At 73.6% G+C, this 16,238-nt stretch carries 11 protein-coding genes; 2 read left to right on the plus strand and 9 right to left on the minus strand.

Features of this window, described 5'->3' with window-relative positions; all coding sequences use genetic code 11:
• Nucleotides 1-8: 8 nt before the first annotated feature.
• The 5 genes from ACFY3I_RS19135 to ACFY3I_RS19155 form a co-directional block, all read right to left on the minus strand.
• Nucleotides 9-365: a peptidase inhibitor family I36 protein gene (locus tag ACFY3I_RS19135; RefSeq protein WP_390861594.1), complete on the minus strand. Its 357-nt coding sequence runs from the start codon at nucleotides 363-365 to the stop codon at nucleotides 9-11.
• Between the two features lie 145 nt (nucleotides 366-510).
• Nucleotides 511-2,697, minus strand: coding sequence for an ArnT family glycosyltransferase (locus tag ACFY3I_RS19140; protein ID WP_390861595.1), 2,187 nt, complete (start codon nucleotides 2,695-2,697; stop codon nucleotides 511-513).
• Nucleotides 2,698-2,925: 228 nt separating this feature from the next.
• Nucleotides 2,926-3,978: an esterase-like activity of phytase family protein gene (locus ACFY3I_RS19145; RefSeq protein WP_390861597.1), complete on the minus strand. Its 1,053-nt coding sequence runs from the start codon at nucleotides 3,976-3,978 to the stop codon at nucleotides 2,926-2,928.
• Between the two features lie 97 nt (nucleotides 3,979-4,075).
• Entirely contained in the window at nucleotides 4,076-4,921 is an 846-nt protein-coding gene (locus tag ACFY3I_RS19150) for a serine hydrolase (RefSeq protein ID WP_390861599.1), read from the minus strand.
• Between the two features lie 99 nt (nucleotides 4,922-5,020).
• Nucleotides 5,021-6,760, minus strand: a complete 1,740-nt coding sequence (locus tag ACFY3I_RS19155) for an MOSC domain-containing protein (protein WP_390861600.1) — start codon at nucleotides 6,758-6,760, stop codon at nucleotides 5,021-5,023.
• A 313-nt stretch (nucleotides 6,761-7,073) separates the two neighbouring features.
• Between ACFY3I_RS19155 and ACFY3I_RS19160 the strand changes: the two genes are divergently transcribed.
• Both ACFY3I_RS19160 and ACFY3I_RS19165 read left to right on the plus strand, forming a co-directional pair.
• The gene (locus ACFY3I_RS19160; protein ID WP_390861602.1) at nucleotides 7,074-10,817 is read left to right on the plus strand and encodes an ABC transporter ATP-binding protein; all 3,744 of its coding nucleotides are present in this window, start codon (nucleotides 7,074-7,076) and stop codon (nucleotides 10,815-10,817) included.
• A gap of 137 nt (nucleotides 10,818-10,954) precedes the next feature.
• Nucleotides 10,955-11,347, plus strand: a complete 393-nt coding sequence (locus ACFY3I_RS19165) for a hypothetical protein (protein WP_390861603.1) — start codon at nucleotides 10,955-10,957, stop codon at nucleotides 11,345-11,347.
• Here ACFY3I_RS19165 and ACFY3I_RS19170 read toward each other — a convergent pair.
• From ACFY3I_RS19170 to ACFY3I_RS19185, 4 genes are all read right to left on the minus strand, one after another.
• The gene (locus ACFY3I_RS19170; protein ID WP_390861605.1) at nucleotides 11,295-11,981 is read right to left on the minus strand and encodes a hypothetical protein; all 687 of its coding nucleotides are present in this window, start codon (nucleotides 11,979-11,981) and stop codon (nucleotides 11,295-11,297) included. The genes ACFY3I_RS19165 and ACFY3I_RS19170 overlap by 53 nt on opposite strands.
• Nucleotides 11,982-12,059: 78 nt before the next feature.
• The gene (locus ACFY3I_RS19175) at nucleotides 12,060-13,904 is read right to left on the minus strand and encodes a glycoside hydrolase family 3 protein (RefSeq protein WP_390861606.1); all 1,845 of its coding nucleotides are present in this window, start codon (nucleotides 13,902-13,904) and stop codon (nucleotides 12,060-12,062) included.
• A 357-nt stretch (nucleotides 13,905-14,261) separates the two neighbouring features.
• The gene (locus ACFY3I_RS19180) at nucleotides 14,262-15,062 is read right to left on the minus strand and encodes a sugar phosphate isomerase/epimerase family protein (protein WP_390861607.1); all 801 of its coding nucleotides are present in this window, start codon (nucleotides 15,060-15,062) and stop codon (nucleotides 14,262-14,264) included.
• 17 nt (nucleotides 15,063-15,079) lie between these two features.
• The gene (locus tag ACFY3I_RS19185) at nucleotides 15,080-16,015 is read right to left on the minus strand and encodes a GNAT family N-acetyltransferase (RefSeq protein ID WP_390861609.1); all 936 of its coding nucleotides are present in this window, start codon (nucleotides 16,013-16,015) and stop codon (nucleotides 15,080-15,082) included.
• Between the last annotated feature and the right edge of the window lie 223 nt (nucleotides 16,016-16,238).

A 16,238-nucleotide genomic window follows, 5' to 3' on the forward strand; every position in this document is an offset into this window, starting at 1 on the left:
CGCCGGGCTCAGCAGCCCCCCGCGCCCACCCCGTCGATGCGGCCGCCGAAGTCGCCGAGGTACTGGGAGCGCCAGTCGCCGTTGAAGACGTCCCGCTTCTCGGTCGGGGACCAGTTGACCAGGCAGGCGCGGGTGGAGGCGACGAAGGAACCCACGTGGTCGTGCAGGCCCGGCGGCATGTCGCGGTAGCCGCTGCGGGCCGTCCACTCCCAGTAGGAGCCGCCGAAGCCCTCGCCGCTCCAGAAGCACACCGAGCCGTCGGGACAGGAGGGCGCGGCGACCGCCTGCGCGGAGGCGCTCTGTGCCGGCACGACGAGGGCGGTCAGCACGAGGGCGGCGGCGACGGACCAGCTGCGAAGCTTCACGGGACTCTCCGTAAAAGGGAGTTGGGACGCCCCGGCGGAAGCGCGGGGCGTCCCCATGCTGCTGGGCGGTCACCGGGACACGCCCGAGCCCAAGATCGACTTCACCTGTGTGAGCGAAGTAGTAGGACTTGTCACCGGTGCGGTCTCAGCCGACGTCGGACGGGTCCAGCCGGTAGAGCGTCGAGGCCGAACTCCCGTTCGTGCTCCCGCTGTACGCGCTCTCCTTCACCGCCGTCCCGTGCTTCCGCACCCAACTGGTCACCTCGGAGCTGAGCGTGTTGGTGCCGCCCATGCCCATACCGCCGCCGCCGACCTGGATGTAGTGCAGCCTGCCCGCCTTCACCAGTTCCCCGAGCTTGGCGACCGTCATGGCCTTGTCGGATCCGGTGAAGCCCCACATGGAGATCACCGGCTCCTTCGCGCTCAGCTCGATCTGGGCCGCAGACTGGGAGTTGGAGACCGCGAGCAGCCAGGCGGCGCCGTCCCTGTGCTTCTTCAGGTAGGCGATCAGGTCGCTGCTCACGCCACCGCCACCGCCCGTGCCGCCGCCCGGGAAGCCGCCGCGCGCGGTGCCGGTGCCCGTGCCGGTGCCGCTGCCCGCGCCCGGCATCTCGCCCGGGCCGCCGGGCAGTTCGCCGGTGCCGGTGCCGGTGCCGCCGCCCGGCAGTTCGCCGGTGCCGCCGCCGGGGAGGCCGTCGCCCGGAGTGCCGCCCGGGGCCTCGCCGTTCACGCTGCCCGGGAAGCCGCCGCCCCCCGCCTCGGTGTCCCGCCCGCCGCGGGTACCGCCCCGGCCGCCACCCGGCCCGCCGCCGAAGCCGCTGCCGGTCGAGGGACCGGCCGTCGGGTTCGTACCGCCCATGCCACCGCCGCCGGAGCCCCCGAACGGTTCCGCCACCGCGTACGCCGTCGGCCCGGCCAGCGCCGCGATCACCGCGACCGCCACCGAGGCGGTGCGCAGGCGGGCCCGGTCACCGGACCGCAGCAGGAGCATCCCCGCGATGCCGGCCACCGTCAGCACACCGATCAACGGCCACAGCCAGGTGTTCCAGCCGGAGGCCCGGCGCAGCAGGGCGACCGACCACAGGCCGGTGACGCCGAAGGCGGCCGGGAGGACCCAGATCCACCGCCTGTCGGTGCGGAACGCGTGCAGCAGCATCACGCCACCGCCGCCGCACAGCGCCGCGATGCCCGGGGCCAGCGCGGTCGTGTAGTACGGGTGCATGGTGCCCTGCGCGGTCGCGAAGATCACGTAGTGCAGGAGGGTCCAGCCGCCCCACAGGACCAGGGCCATGCGCCGGAGATCGGTGCGCGCGGCGCGGCCGCACAGGACCAGGCCGCCGATCAGGGCGATCGCGGAGAAGGGCAGCAGCCAGGAGATCTGGCCGCCGAGGACGTCGTTGAACATCCGGCCGAGACCGGCGGAACCGGAGAAGCCGCCGCCCCCGCCTCCGCCGCCGTTGCCCTCGCCGCCGAATACGCGGCCGAGACCGTCGTACCCCGTGATCAGGTCCCAGGCCGAGCCGTCCGTGGAGCCGCCGATGTAGGGGCGGTCGGAGGCCGGGACCAGGGATACGGCGACCGCCCACCAGAAGCTGGCGACGGCCAGTACGGCCGCGGCGAGCGCGAGGTTGACGATCCGCTTCACCCAGGGGGCCTTCGATGCGTAGAGGTAGAGCGCGAAGACGGCCGGGAGCGCGATCCAGCCCGCCAGCAGCTTGGTGTCGAAGGCGAGACCGAAGCAGGCCGCCGAGCCGAGCAGCGGGAGCAGCCGCTCGTCACGGGTGGCGCGGAACGCGAGGGCCGCGCCCGCCACCATCAGCAGGACCAGGATCGTGTCGGGGTTGTTGTCCCGGTTGATCGCCACGGTGATCGGGGTCAGCGCGAGCACCAGCGCGCCGACGGCAGCCGCGCCGTGGCCCCAGACCCGCTTCAGATGCGCGTGCAGGATCCAGATCGTGCCGAGACCGGCCGCGACCTGCGGCACCATCATCTGCCAGGTGCCGAAGCCGAGGATCCGGCACGAGAGGCTCATGACCATGGTGGCGAACGGCGGTTTGTCGACGGTCAGGAAGCTGCCCGGGTCCAGCGAACCGAAGAACCAGGCCTTCCAGCTCTGGGTGCCGGACCAGACGGCGCCGCTGTAGAAGGTGTTCATGTCGGAACCGGAGAGGTTCCAGGAGTAGAACACCGCGGCCAGGACCAGGATCGCGATGAGCGCGGGAAGCGACCAGCGCGGTGCCTTGTCCGGCGGGGGAGCCGCGGAGGCCGCCGCGGGCGGTGCCCAGTCGGGGGACACGGTCGTGGGGGGAATGGGATCGGTGGCAGATGTCACCACTCCACCCTGCGGGCGGGCGATGGGTGCGGGCTGTGGCGGTCCTGGGCGCAGCCTGTGCGTGGGTGAGATGCGGGTGAGAGGGCGCCCGCACCGGCCGCCCTCCAGGCCCCTGCCGCCCGCCTGCCCCTACCGGCCCGCCCTCCAGGCCCCTGTGCCGGCCGCCTGCCCCCTACCGGCCCGCCCTCGTGGGCGCGCGTACCGGGCTCCACGGGGAGGGGCCCCGTCTCAGTGGGCGCGGACCGACAGGCGGTAGAACCGCGTCGTCTGGGCCGCGTTCTGGTTGTCGTCGCTGACCAGGAGGACCCGGTACGCGCCCCTGGAGCGGCCCGTGACCACCATGCCCTCGATGTTGTCGAGGAGCGGGTTGGGCTGCGGCTGCTTCGCCGTGGCGCCCAGGGTCGGGCAGGTCGCGATGTCCGTGAGCAGGGTCTTCCCGATCAGCCGCACGCCCGGCTGCCCGGTGAGGTTCGTGATGCCGCTGGTGTCGGTCGCGTGGCGGGGGTCGGCCAGGAAGAGGCGGACGGTGTTGCCGACTCCGGCGGTGAAGCCGCGCTCCAGGACCAGCAGTCGGCCGTCGGGCAGCGCCTGGACCTCGGGGACGCCGAGGATCGGGTCGTCGGTGCGGTAGGCGTACTGGGCCGAGAGCCGGAAGTGGTCCCCCCTGGTCCGCCGCCAGGTCTGGAAGCGGACGGTGCCGGCCGTGTCGCCGGAGATGGCGTACTCCATGGAGGCCAGCAGGGTACGGCCGCCGTCCAGCAGGGTCAGGCCCTCGAAGGTCTGGTTGGCGGTGGCCCGGCCGGCGGGGGAGACCAGCAGCGAGGACGGCACGGGGAGGCGGTCCAGGATCCGGCCGTCCGGCGAGTAGCGGCGGATCGACGGCTCGGTCTCGGAGGAGATCAGCCGGGTGCCGTCGTGGTCCACGACCAGGCCCTCGGAGTCGAGCGGGGCGCCGTTCTCGTCGGCGAGCGGGACGGCCCTCCTCGGTGCGAGCGTCCTCGCGTCCAGGTCGAAGAGCGAGGACCGGTCGGAGAGGGCGGCCAGGGAGCCGTGCCGGTCCAGGGCGAGGGCCGAGAAGTTGCCGACGAAGGTGCCGTCGAACGTCGTCTTGTCGAGGGCGTCGGAGAAGCCGTCGATGGAGACCGTCGGTGAACAGGGGTTGGCCCGGGCGGACTTGACCGGAGCGGACTTGGCCGTGGCGGCGGCGGGGCCGGCGGCGGACAGACAGGTGGTCACCGCCAGGCCGGCGGTGACGGTGGCGAGTACGGTTCGCAGGCGCATGCCCGTCACCGTAGGGCGGGCCGGTGACGGGCGGGAGACCCGCCCGTGAAGGGCGGGGGCGTGGCCGGAGCGCGCCCCGGCCACGCCCCCGCCGGGCTCAACTCGCCGCCAGATCCTTGTGGATGACCTTCGCGATGCCCTGGATCGTGCTGATCCCGTAGTTCATGGTGCTGTTGTCGTGGGACAGCACGGTGATCATGTAGTCGTGGCCGTGGCCCTTGAAGGTGCCGAGGCTGTGTACCCGCCAGCCGTGCGTGGAGCGCGACAGCCAGCCGTTCTTGACGTGCACGGAGACCCCGGACGGGACGCCGTAGGGGGTGCCCCAGCGCTGGGAGGAGACGACCTGTCCCATCAGCTTCTGGATGTACGCCCGCGAGTTGTCGCTCAGGACCGTGTTCGTGGCGGTGATCATGGCGAGCAGCCGCTGCTCGTCGTGGACGTCGATCTGGGTGAGTCCCCAGTACCCGTTGGCTCCCGGGGTGGTCTGGGTCATCCCCGCGGCCGTCAGGAACCCCTTGATCTTCGTCAGGCCGAGCTGCTTCCACAGTTTGGTGGTCGCGTCGTTGTCCGACTTGGTGATCATCGCCGTGGCGAGCTTCTGCTCGGTGGCCGTCAGATAGCGGTTGTGCTTCTTGGCGTCCCACAGCAGCGTGGCCAGCACGGTCACCTTGACGGTGCTCGCCGAGTCGTAGTGCGTGGTGGAACGGAGGGTGCACGTGGTCTTGGTGGACCGGTCGTAGAGGCCGACGGCGATGGTCCCCTTGCGGTTCGCCATCGCCGCCGTGATGTCCGTCTTGAGCTTCGCGGCCAGGCCCGCCTTGGCGGACGTGCAGCTGACGGTGGGAGCGGCTGCCGAGGCGGGTGCGGCCACCCCCGCGGTGAACGCGGCCCCGCCTGCGATCGCCGCCAGCACCCTGACGCGTCTCGATATCCGGTGAGTCATAACCGGATTGACTCGCGGGTTCGCCCGAATGGTTGTACGGGCGTCGAAGGGTTTGACTAGTCGTTACCGGCGCGTTGCGGGGCGGGGCGCGGCCCGGGGTCAGAGGTCGAGGACGACCTCGGCCGCCGGTGCGCTGCAGCAGACGAGGACGGTGCCGGGCTCGGGCGGTTCGAGCGGCGGGGTGGTGTAGACGACGTCACCGGTCACCAGCGGGGTGACGCAGGTGTGGCAGACGCCGGTGCGGCACGACCAGCGGGTGGGGACGTCGCAGGCCTCGGCGAGGTCGAGGAGCGAACCGCGGCCGTCGGACCACCGGGTGGTGATGCCGCTGCGGGCGAAGGTGACGAGCGGACCGGTGCCCGGGGGACCGGCGGGCTGGTGCGGCCGGACCGCGGCGGTGGCGGTGACGCCGGGGTTGAGGGCGGCGAGCGCGCTGAACCGTTCGGTGTGGATCCGCTCGGGGCGCAGGCCGTTCCCGGTCAGCAGGGCACCGAGGTCGTCCATGAAGGCGGTGGGTCCGCAGAGGTAGGCGTCGGCGTCGGCCGGGATGCCCAGGGCGGCGAGCGAGGCGGCGGTGGGGCGGCCCCGGCTGACGTGGTCCTCGCCGGGGCGGGGGCTCTCGGCGGTGTAGTAGACGTGCTGGTGGGCGTCGGGGAGCCGCGCGAGCAGGTCCCGGGCCTCGGCCGCGAAGGAGTGGTGGGCACGGTCGCGGGCGGTGTGCAGCCACCACAGGGGTCGGGGGTCCCGGGTCGCGGCGAGCCGGTGGAGCATGGCGAGCACGGGGGTCACACCGATGCCCGCGGAGGCGAGGACGACCGGGCCGGTGCCGTCCTGGAGGACGAACGTGCCGCGCGGGGCGGCGACGTCCACGAGGTCGCCGACGCGGAGCCCGCTGTGGATGTAGCCGCTGACCCGTCCGTGGGGCTCGTGCTTGACGCTGATCCGGTAGCCGCCGGCCGAGGGTGCCGCGGACGCCGAGGGTGCCGAGTACGCCGACGAGAGGGAGTAGCTGCGCACCTCTCCGCCGGCCTCGCCGGTGGTGAGGCGGACGGAGAGGTACTGACCCGGGCGGGCCGCGGGGAGCGGCGTGCCGTCGGTGGTCCCGAAGGAGACGGAGGAGACGTCGGCGCTCTCGGGGACGATCCCGAGGACCCTGAGGGGCCGGAAGCCCGGCCACCCCGGCCGGTCCGCCGGCTCCCCGGCACCGGCCAGTTCCCGGAAGGACCGCTGCCAGCCGGGGCTCAGGGCGGGGATGTCCAGCGCGGTGCGCAGCTTCGCGGGGTCGCGGCCGGGGAGGTAGAGCAGCGCGTCGGTGTCGGCGACGCTGAGCGCTCCCGGCCCCCTGCTGACGAGGCTGATCTCGTCGCCGGCCCCGACGTGTCCCTCGGTGAGGACCCGCAGGTAGAAGCCCGGCCGGTGGTGGGCGACCAGGAGGGCGGCCATGGTGGGCTCGCCCAGGCGCAGGCCCACGCGGTAGCAGGTGACGCGCGGCTGGGTGACCTCGAACTCCGCCTCGCCGATCCGGTACCGGTCGCCGATGCACACCTCGTCGTCGGGCAGGCCGTCGACGGTGAAGTTCTCGCCGAAGGCCCCGAAGGCCAGGTCGTCGCGCCCGAGCTCCCGCCGCCAGTACCGGTAGGACTCCATCTGGTAGACGAGGACGGCCCGGATCTCGCCGCCGTGCCCGGCCAGGTCGCCCTGGCCGTCTCCCTCGACGTTCAGCCGGCGCACCATACGGCGCCCGGACACGGGCGCCTTCCAGGCCCCGGTCCGGACGGTCCGCCCCTGCCAGGGCACGTCCTTCGGCAGTCCCACGTTGACGGACAGCAGCGTCCCCATGGCGACATCCTGCCGCCCGCACCGGCATTCCGCGATCGGGGGAATCCGCAGCCGGGCCGGGCGGGGCGGCCACGGTGCGCCACGGCGGTGCCGTGGCCGGAACGACGGCGGCACCGCACGACGCTCACCGCGAAGCGCCCGGTGGTGCCGGGCACTGCCGCCCGCGTCGAGGACGAGGCGCCCCGCGTCCCCCTCGCCCGCGTCGAGGACGAAGCGCCCCGCGGCCCCGCCCGGGATTTGTTGCGGAGGGATGAAATCCGGTTCCGTCCGCGTTGTGGCCCTGCGGAAGAAAAGGGCGAACGGGAGGCACCGCGTGGCAGCGCAACAGGGGGATCGGCCGGGCTGGGCACGCAGGCTGGCGGGGTATGCCTGGCGGCACCCCAAGGACGTCGTGCTCGCGCTGGGGTCCTCGCTGGCGGGCATGGCCGTCCTGGCCGTCGTACCGCTCGTCACCAAGGTGATCATCGACGACGTGATCGGCGACCACAGCCGGACCATGGGCCCCTGGGCCGGCGCCCTGATCGGCGCGGCGGTCCTCGTCTACCTGGCCACCTACGTGCGCCGCTACTACGGCGGCCGGCTCGCCCTGGACGTCCAGCACGACCTGCGGACGGAGATGTACGCCACGATCACCCGGCTCGACGGACGGCGGCAGGACGAGCTGTCCACCGGGCAGGTGGTCGGGCGGGCCACCAGCGACCTCCAGCTGATCCAGGGCCTGCTCTTCATGCTGCCGATGACCATCGGCAACGTCCTCCTCTTCCTGATCTCCCTCGGGATCATGGCCTGGCTGTCGCCGCCGCTGACCCTGGTCGCGCTCGCCGTCGCCCCGGCCCTGTACTGGATCGCCAAGCGCAGCCGCAGCAAGCTCCACCCCGCCACCTGGTACGCCCAGGCCCAGGCCGCCGCCGTCGCCGGCGTGGTCGACGGTGCCGTGAGCGGCGTCCGGGTGGTCAAGGGCTTCGGGCAGGAGGACCAGGAGACCGGCAAGCTCCGCGAGGTCGGGCGCAAGCTGTTCGCGGGACGCCTGCGCACGATCCGCCTGAACAGCAGGTTCACCCCGGCCCTGCAGTCCGTCCCGGCGCTCGGCCAGGTCGCCATGCTGGCGCTCGGCGGCTGGCTTGCGGTCCGCGGTCACATCACCCTCGGCACCTTCGTCGCCTTCTCCACGTACCTCGCCCAGCTGGTCGGCCCGGTCCGGATGCTCGCCGTGGTCCTCACCGTCGGCCAGCAGGCCCGCGCCGGCACCGAACGCGTCCTGGAGCTGATCGACACCGAGCCGACGATGAAGGAGGGCGCGAAGACCCTGCCGGCCGACGCGCCCGCGACCGTCGAGTTCGACGACGTGTCCTTCGGGTACGACGGCGACCGGCCCGTCCTGAAGGGCCTGAGCTTCGAGATCCGGCCGGGCGAGACCCTCGCGGTCGTCGGCTCCTCCGGCTCCGGCAAGTCCACGGTCTCCCTGCTCCTGCCGCGCTTCTACGACGTCACCCACGGCGCCGTCCTGGTCGGCGGCCACGACGTCCGCGAGCTGACCTTCGACTCGCTGCGGTCCGCCATCGGCCTGGTCCCGGAGGACTCCTTCCTCTTCTCCGACACCGTCCGCGCCAACATCGCCTACGGCCGCCCCGACGCGAGTGACGAGGAGATCCTGGAGGCGGCCCGCGCCGCCCAGGCGGACCGTTTCATCGCCGAGCTGCCCGAGGGCTACGACACCACCGTCGGCGAGCAGGGCCTGACCCTCTCCGGCGGCCAGCGCCAGCGCGTGGCGCTGGCCCGCGCCCTGCTCACCGACCCCCGGCTGCTCGTCCTGGACGACGCCACCTCGGCCGTCGACGCCCGCGTGGAGCACGAGATCCACGAGGCGCTCAAGCACGTGATGCGCGACCGGACCACCCTGCTCATCGCGCACCGCCGCTCCACCCTCAACCTCGCCGACCGCATAGCCGTCCTCGACGGCGGCCGGCTCGCCGGCATCGGCACCCACGAGGAGCTCCAGGAGCGGTCCGCGCTCTACCGCAGGCTGCTCACCGACCCCGACGAGCTGGGCGGGGTCTCCCCGGGCCACGCCCTCCCCGAGGTCCCGCACGAGGACACCTCCGTGCGGGACGAACTCGACGCGGAGTTCGACGCCGAGCGGGGCGTGACCCCGCGCCTGTGGACCGGTGACCGCACCCCCAGGGACCTCGCCCTCGCCGGCACCCCGGCCACCCCCGAGCTCCTCGCCGAGGTCGACGCGCTGCCCCCGGCCACCGACGTCCCCGACATCGACGAGGCCCGGGCGGTGCGACCCGAGGACTCCTACGGTCTGCGCCGGCTGCTGCGCGGCTTCGGCCGCCCGCTGCTGGTCAGCCTCGCCCTGGTCGCCGTGGACGCCGGCATGGGCCTGCTGCTGCCGGTGCTGATCCGGCACGGCATCGACCAGGGCGTCACCAAGATGGCGCTCGGCGCGGTCTGGGCGGCCTCGCTGCTCGGGCTGCTCGCGGTACTGGCCCAGTGGGCCGCGCAGATCGGCGAGACCCGGATGACCGGCCGGACCGGCGAACGCGTCCTGTACTCGCTCCGGCTGAAGATCTTCGCCCAGCTGCAGCGGCTCGGGCTCGACTACTACGAGCGGGAGCTGACCGGGCGGATCATGACGAGGATGACGACGGACGTCGACGCCCTCTCCACGTTCCTCCAGACCGGCCTGGTCACCGCCTTCGTCTCGGTCGTCACCTTCTTCGGCATCATGGTCGTCCTGCTGGTGATCGACGTTCAGCTCGCGCTGGTCGTCTTCCTCACCCTGCCGCCGCTGATCGTCGCGACCTTCTTCTTCCGCCGGGCCAGCGTGAAGGCGTACGAACTCGCCCGTGAGCGGGTGTCGGTGGTCAACGCCGATCTCCAGGAGTCGGTGTCGGGTCTCAGGATCGTGCAGGCCTTCGGGCGCGAGGGGGACAGCGGCCGCCGTTTCACCGAGCGCAGCGAGAGCTACCGCAAGGCCCGTATCCGGGGCCAGTGGCTGATATCGGTCTACTTCCCGTTCGTGCAGCTGCTGTCGTCGGTGGCCGCGGCGAGCGTGCTGATGGCGGGCGCCCACCGGGTGGAGGCGGCCACGCTCACCACCGGTGCCCTGGTCGCCTACCTGCTCTACATCGACCTGTTCTTCGCGCCCGTCCAGCAGCTCTCCCAGGTCTTCGACGGGTACCAGCAGGCCACCGTCTCGCTGGGCCGCATCCAGGAACTGCTCCGCGAGCAGACCTCGACCCGGGCCGCCGACCGGCCGCGGGAGGTGCCCGGCCTCCGGGGCGAGATCGCCTTCGAGGACGTGCGCTTCGCGTACGGCGCCGCCGACGACGGCGACGCGGCGCTCGACGGCATCGACCTGGTCATCCCCGCCGGGCAGACGGTCGCCTTCGTCGGCGAGACCGGGGCCGGCAAGTCCACCCTCGTCAAGCTGGTCGCGCGGTTCTACGACCCGACGGGCGGCCGGGTGACCGTGGACGGCACGGACCTGCGCACCCTGGACCTCACCTCCTACCGTCACCGCCTCGGGGTCGTTCCGCAGGAGGCGTACCTCTTCCAGGGAACCGTCCGGGACGCCATCGCCTACGGCCGCCCCGACGCCTCCGACGCCGAGGTGGAGGCGGCGGCCCGCGCGGTCGGCGCCCACGAGATGATCGCCACCCTCGAGGGCGGCTACCTCCACGAGGTGGCCGAGCGCGGCCGCAACCTCTCTGCCGGGCAGCGCCAGCTGATCGCGCTGGCCCGCGCGGAACTCGTCGACCCCGACGTGCTGCTCCTCGACGAGGCCACCGCCGCCCTGGACCTGGCGACGGAGGCCCAGGTCAACCTGGCGACGGACCGGCTGGCCGGCCGTCGTACGACCCTCGTGGTGGCGCACCGGCTGACCACGGCCGCCCGCGCCGACCGGGTGGTGGTCATGGACCACGGCCGGGTCGCAGAGGACGGCACCCACCGCGAACTCCTCGCCCGCGGCGGCCGTTACGCCGAACTGTGGCGCACCTTCATCGGCCGGTCCGAGGAGCCGGGGGAACCCGTCGCCGCCGCCCGCTGAGCCGCCGGCGCCCTGACCTGAGGTGATCCGGGGCGGGGCACCGGGGGCCCGACGGCCGTGCAACCATCCGACATATGTCGTGCGTCCGTACATCAGTACGGACGAGGTGTGCGGTCGCGGTACGGGAGGGGACGACTGTGAACAGTGGTGCGATACGGCGGCGGTTGGCGCTCGGTGCGGCCGTGCTGGCCGCCTCCGGGGCGCTCGCCCTCGTGGCACCGGCCCAGGCGCAGGCCGCGACGGCGGACGGCTGCGCCGGGCGCCAGGTGCGGACGCTGCCCTTCCGCACCGGTGTCGTGCACGTCTACCGTCAGGGCGGCTACGTCTGCGCGATCACGCTGCCCAGGGCGTCCGGCGGCAGGCGCGTGATGTCCGTCAGCGTCCAGGCCCGCGGCAACCGGCCGGTCGTCGACAAGGGCAGGTACCAGTTCCACGCCGGGCCGGTGACCGTGCACGCCGGGCACCGGTGCGTCTGGGTCAGGGGCGCGGTGGGCCGCTCGTCGGGGAGTTCGGGCTGGATCCTGTGCTGAGGCCCTGACCGGCCGTCCGCACCCGGCGGGCGCAGCCCACCGGCCGGTCGCCGCCGAGCCGGACGTACAGGGCCGTCGACGCCGGACACCGGTCCCGCGCGGTCACCGCCCGGACCACCCGGTACCGCGGCTCGCGCCGCCCCGAGCCGTCGCAGGCGGTCTCCCGGACCCGGCCGCGGCCCGAGCCGTAGAGGCAGTCGCCGACGATCGTGCGCGGTCCGCCGCCCCCGCCGGGGTCACCGGGGTGCGGCGGCTCCAGGCTGCGCATGCAGGCGTACCCCCGCGGGACCCGTCCGCCCCCGCCCGGGCCGCCGCCGGTGCGCTGGGCGCCGATGTGCAGCACGAAGTCGGTGGTCGCCGGGCACGGCGGGCCGGCGGCGATCGTGCCGTCGTGGCGGGCGACCACCCGGGCCGCCGCCCGTTCACCGGTGCAGGGCACCTCGGTGAAGCCCGCGGTCCCGAACGAGCTGCACTCGCCGGCCGCGAGGAACCGCGCGCCGTACCCGGACGGCGTCCCGCCACCGGTCGGCCGCGCGCCGCCCGCCGGCGCCCCGGACGAGGACGGCGAGCACCCGGCCAGCAGCAGGGCGACGGCTGCCGTCACCAGCGTTCCGGTGAAACGTCCGCGCCCCATGTCGCCCCCCCCTGCCGGCGTGGCCCGCGCGCACGGCCCGCGCCGGCCGTGTGGGATGCTTTCCACCCGTTGGGGGCGTTACGCCCGATCCGCTGCGTACGTCTGGTACGTCAGCCCGTGACCGATCGGGTACAGCACCCGCGCCGGATCGTCCGCCCGCTGCACCGGTACCGGCAGTCTGCCCCGCGGCGCGACCCGCCCGGCGATCACCCGGGCCGCGGCACGCAGTTCGACGTCGGTCCACGAGTAGGCCGCCAGGAAGGCCGGTACGAAGGGAAGTTGGGCGATGTCGTACGGGTTGCGCACGGCCACCGCCACCACCGGCCGCCCGGTCGCGACCAGTTGCTCCACCAGAGGCCGCTGTGCGCTGTCCGCCGTCACGTTGTAGGTCGCGACGACGACCGCGTCCACGTCCCGGGCCGCCGCGACCGCCTGTTCGGCCGTCGCCCCCGAAGGGGCCGTGCCCGTGGACAACGCGGTGGCGGCGAAGCCCAGTTCGGTGAGGGCGGCGGCGAGCACCCCCGTCGGCGGGCCGGTGGTGCCGGACGGGGAGGCCGGGTCCGCGCCCACCACCAGCACCCGGCGGTGCGTACGGCGGGACAGCGGGAGCAGCTCCGCCTCGTTGACCAGCAGGGTGGTGGTGCGCTCGGCGATCCGGTCGGCGGTGGCGAGGTGCGGGGCCGTGCCCACCACCCGGTCGACGTCCTCGGTGTCGACGTACGGCCGGGCGAGCAGACCCAGCCGGGACTTCAGGCGCAGGATCCGCAGGATCGACTCGTCGAGCCGCGCCTCGGTCAGCTCTCCGCCCCGTACGGCCGTCAGGACCGCGTTCCAGGCCACGTCCAGGGAGGGCGGGTCCAGGAGCTGGTCGACCCCGGCCCTGAGGGCCAGTACGGGCACCCGGTCGTCGCCGTACTTGGTGCGCACCCCCTGCATGCCCAGCGAGTCGGTCACCACGACCCCGTCGTAGCCGAGCTCGCCGCGCAGGATGCCGGTGAGGATCGGGTGGGAGAGGGTCGCCGGGTCGCCGGAGTCGTCCAGCGCCGGGAACTGGATGTGGGCGGTCATGATCGAGTCGATGCCCGCCCGCACCGCCGCCCGGAAGGGGACCGCGTCCAGCCTCTCCCACAGGTCACGGCTGTGCGTGATCACGGGGAAGCCGGTGTGGCTGTCGACGGCGGTGTCCCCGTGGCCGGGGAAGTGCTTGGCGGTGGCCGCGACCCCGGCGTCCTGGTACCCGCCTGCCGCGGCCGCGACCAGGTCGCCCACCGCGTCCGGGTCGGCTCCGAAGGACCGGACGCCGATGACCGGGTTGGCCGGGTTCACGTTGACGTCGGCGTCGGGGGAGTAGTCCTGCCGGACGCCCATCGCCCGCAGCTCCGCGCCGGAGATCCGGCCGAGGGTACGGGCGTCGGCGCGGGAGCCGCCCGCCCCCATCGCCATCGCGCCCGGGAAGAGCGTGGCGGGTTCGCCGATCCGGCAGACGGCACCGTGCTCCTGGTCCGTGGCGATGAGCACGGGCAGCCCGCGCGGCTGTTCCAGGGCGGCCCGCTGGATCCCGTTCGACAGGCCGGCGACCTGCCGCGGATCGCGGGTGTTGTGCGTCCAGGTGAAGTAGATGATGCCGCCGACGCGGTACCGGGCGATCAGCTCGGCGGCCGTGCGGACGCCGATCTCCTTGAGATTGGCGTCGATGTCCGCCTGGTCGGGGTCGGTGGCGGAGTGGCCGTAGACCCGCGCCACGAACAGCTGGCCGACCTTCTCCTCCAGGGTCATGCGGGAGATGAGGGAACGCAGACCGCGGTCGTCGGCGTGGTGGTGGCCGGCGCCGCGGCCGACGCCGAAGGCGGGCGCGCCGGTGCCGACGGTCAGTCCCGCGGTGACGCCCGCGGTCGCGGCGAGAACGGTGCGTCTGGAGGGCACGTGCGCTCCTTCCGGTGGGGAAACCGGGTGAAGGAAACTTCCGTAGCCACACCAATATTCGGGAAGTTTCTTTCCGTCAAGGGAACACGCGGACCCCCGGGGGCCGCCGTCGGCGCAAGGGAGGGGGCGCGCCGACGGCGGCGGGCCGGCGGCCGTGGTGCGGCGAAGGGGCGGGTCGGCGACCGCGGATCAGCGGCGAGTGCCGAGACCGCACCACGGAGGCTCTTCCGACGGCCCGCGCGTTGGACGGACGGGGACGGGACGGGGTTCCCGGGCGGCCGGGAATCACCGGAAGTCGGGAGAGGGGGGACCGGTGCGGCCGCTGGTGCGCCGCCCCCGCTCGCCGGCCCGTGCCGGTCAGGCCGATTCGGTGAGCAGGCGGGTCAGGTGGTCCCGCCCCGCCGTCAGCAGGCCGGGCAGCGGGGCCGCGTCCTCGTACCAGCGCTTCTCGTACTCCCAGCACAGCCAGCCGTCCCAGCCGTGCCGGGAGAGCACCTCCACGCAGTCGGAGAGCGGCAGCGTCCCGGCGCCGAGCGGCAGCGGGGCGGTGTCCTCGGCGGAGGCGATGTCCTTGACCTGGACGTATCCGAGGTGCGGGGCGAGGGCCGCGAAGGTCTCGGCGGGCTGCTCGCCGCCCAGCCAGGTGTGCATCACGTCCCAGAGCGCCCCGGCCATGCGGTGGCCGACCGGGCCGAGGACGCGGATCGCGGCGGCTCCGGTGCGGTGCGAGTCGTGCGTCTCCAGCAGGACCCGGACGCCGAGCGCGGCGGCGTCCTCGGCGACCGTGCCGAGGCGCCGGGCGGCGATGGCGTCGGACTCGGCCGCGGGCAGTTCCGGGTCGGCGCCGGGGAAGACGCGCACGAAGGAGGCGCCCAAGTCGTGGGCCAGCTGGAGGAGTCGGCGCATCTCGTCGAGGACCGGGGCGTCCTCGCCGGGAGCCGCCGCCCGCGCGTACCCGGCGACGCCCATGACCTCCACGCCGGCCGCCGCGAACTCCGCCGCCACCTCGGCGCGTGCCGCCGGACCGAGGCCGGGATGCACCGGCTCCTCGGGGTGGGCGCGCAGTTCGACGCCCTGGTAGCCGTGCGCGGTGGCGAGTGCCAGCACGTCCGGGATCGGCAGACCGGGAACCCCGAGGGTGGAGAAGGCGAACCTCATGCCCACCAACCTACGTCTCACCCGCCGGTTCCGTGCAGGTCCAGGCGCCAGTCCTGCCCGACCAGGTCCTTTCCGAAGGAGCGGTGCGGGGTCTCGGCGCTGAGGACGAAACCGTGCCGCCGGTACAGGCGGCGGGCGGCGGAGAGGACGTCGTTGGTCCACAGCACCAGGTCGCGGTAGCCGACTCCGCGCGCGAAGTCGGTCACGGCGGTGACCAGCCGGTCCCCGATGCCCAGCCCCCGCGCCTCCGGTTCGACGAGCAGCAGTCGCAGCCTGGCGGTGCCGGGGGCCTCGTCCCGCACGCACATCACGCACCCCATGGGCCGCCCCGCCCGCTCGGCGATCCAGACCCGTTCCAGGTGCGGGTCGTGGTCCTCGGCGTAGTCGGCGACGATCCGGGCCACCAGGCCCTCGTAGTCGGTGTTCCAGCCGTACTCGGCCGCGTACAGCGCGGCGTTGCGCTGCACGATCCAGCCCAGGTCGCCGGGGTGCGGCTCGCGCAGCACCACCTCGTCGCCGCCGTCGGGGGCGTGCGCGTCGCCGAGGATCGTCCGGATGGTGCGCATGGCCTCGGTGAGCCGTGGCCGCGCGCTCGGGTCGACGGTGTCCAGCAGTGAGCCGACCGAGTCCCGGGCTCGCCCGTCGAGCAGTTCGGCGGCGGAGAGGCCGGCCGCGGTGAGCGACACCCGCCGCCGCCTCGGGTCCTTCCCGGAGGGCGCGCGCCCGATCAGGCCGGCCTCCTCGAACTTGTTGAGTATCCGGCTCAAGTACCCGGCGTCCAGCGCGAGATCGGCCCGCAGGTCGGCCGCGTCGGTGTCGGCGGAGTGCGCGAGCTCGTACAGCACCCGGGCCTCGGTGAGGGTGTACGGGGCGTAGAGGTGGCGGCCGTGGTCGAGGGCGCCGATGACGTTGGTGTAGAAGCGGTTGAAGGCGCGGACGTCCTGGACGGTCATGGCTGGACCCCGATGATTGACTGAGTCAGAGAAACCGTGGTCCGAGGCTAGCCCGTCGCTTCGGACGGCCGGAAGGCGTCGGCGCGAACGACGGCCCGGCTGGCTTTACTTGTCCATCCTTGCCTGGTTTCGTTCCTGCTTTTGACTTCGTCGCGCCCGCGCCGTAGGTTTATACACGAACGTCACTAATGTCCGTTTCAACCTCGGATATGACGTGGTCCGC

Source organism: Streptomyces sp. NPDC001068 (genome assembly GCF_042897315.1).
Taxonomy (GTDB): Bacteria; Actinomycetota; Actinomycetes; order Streptomycetales; family Streptomycetaceae; genus Streptomyces.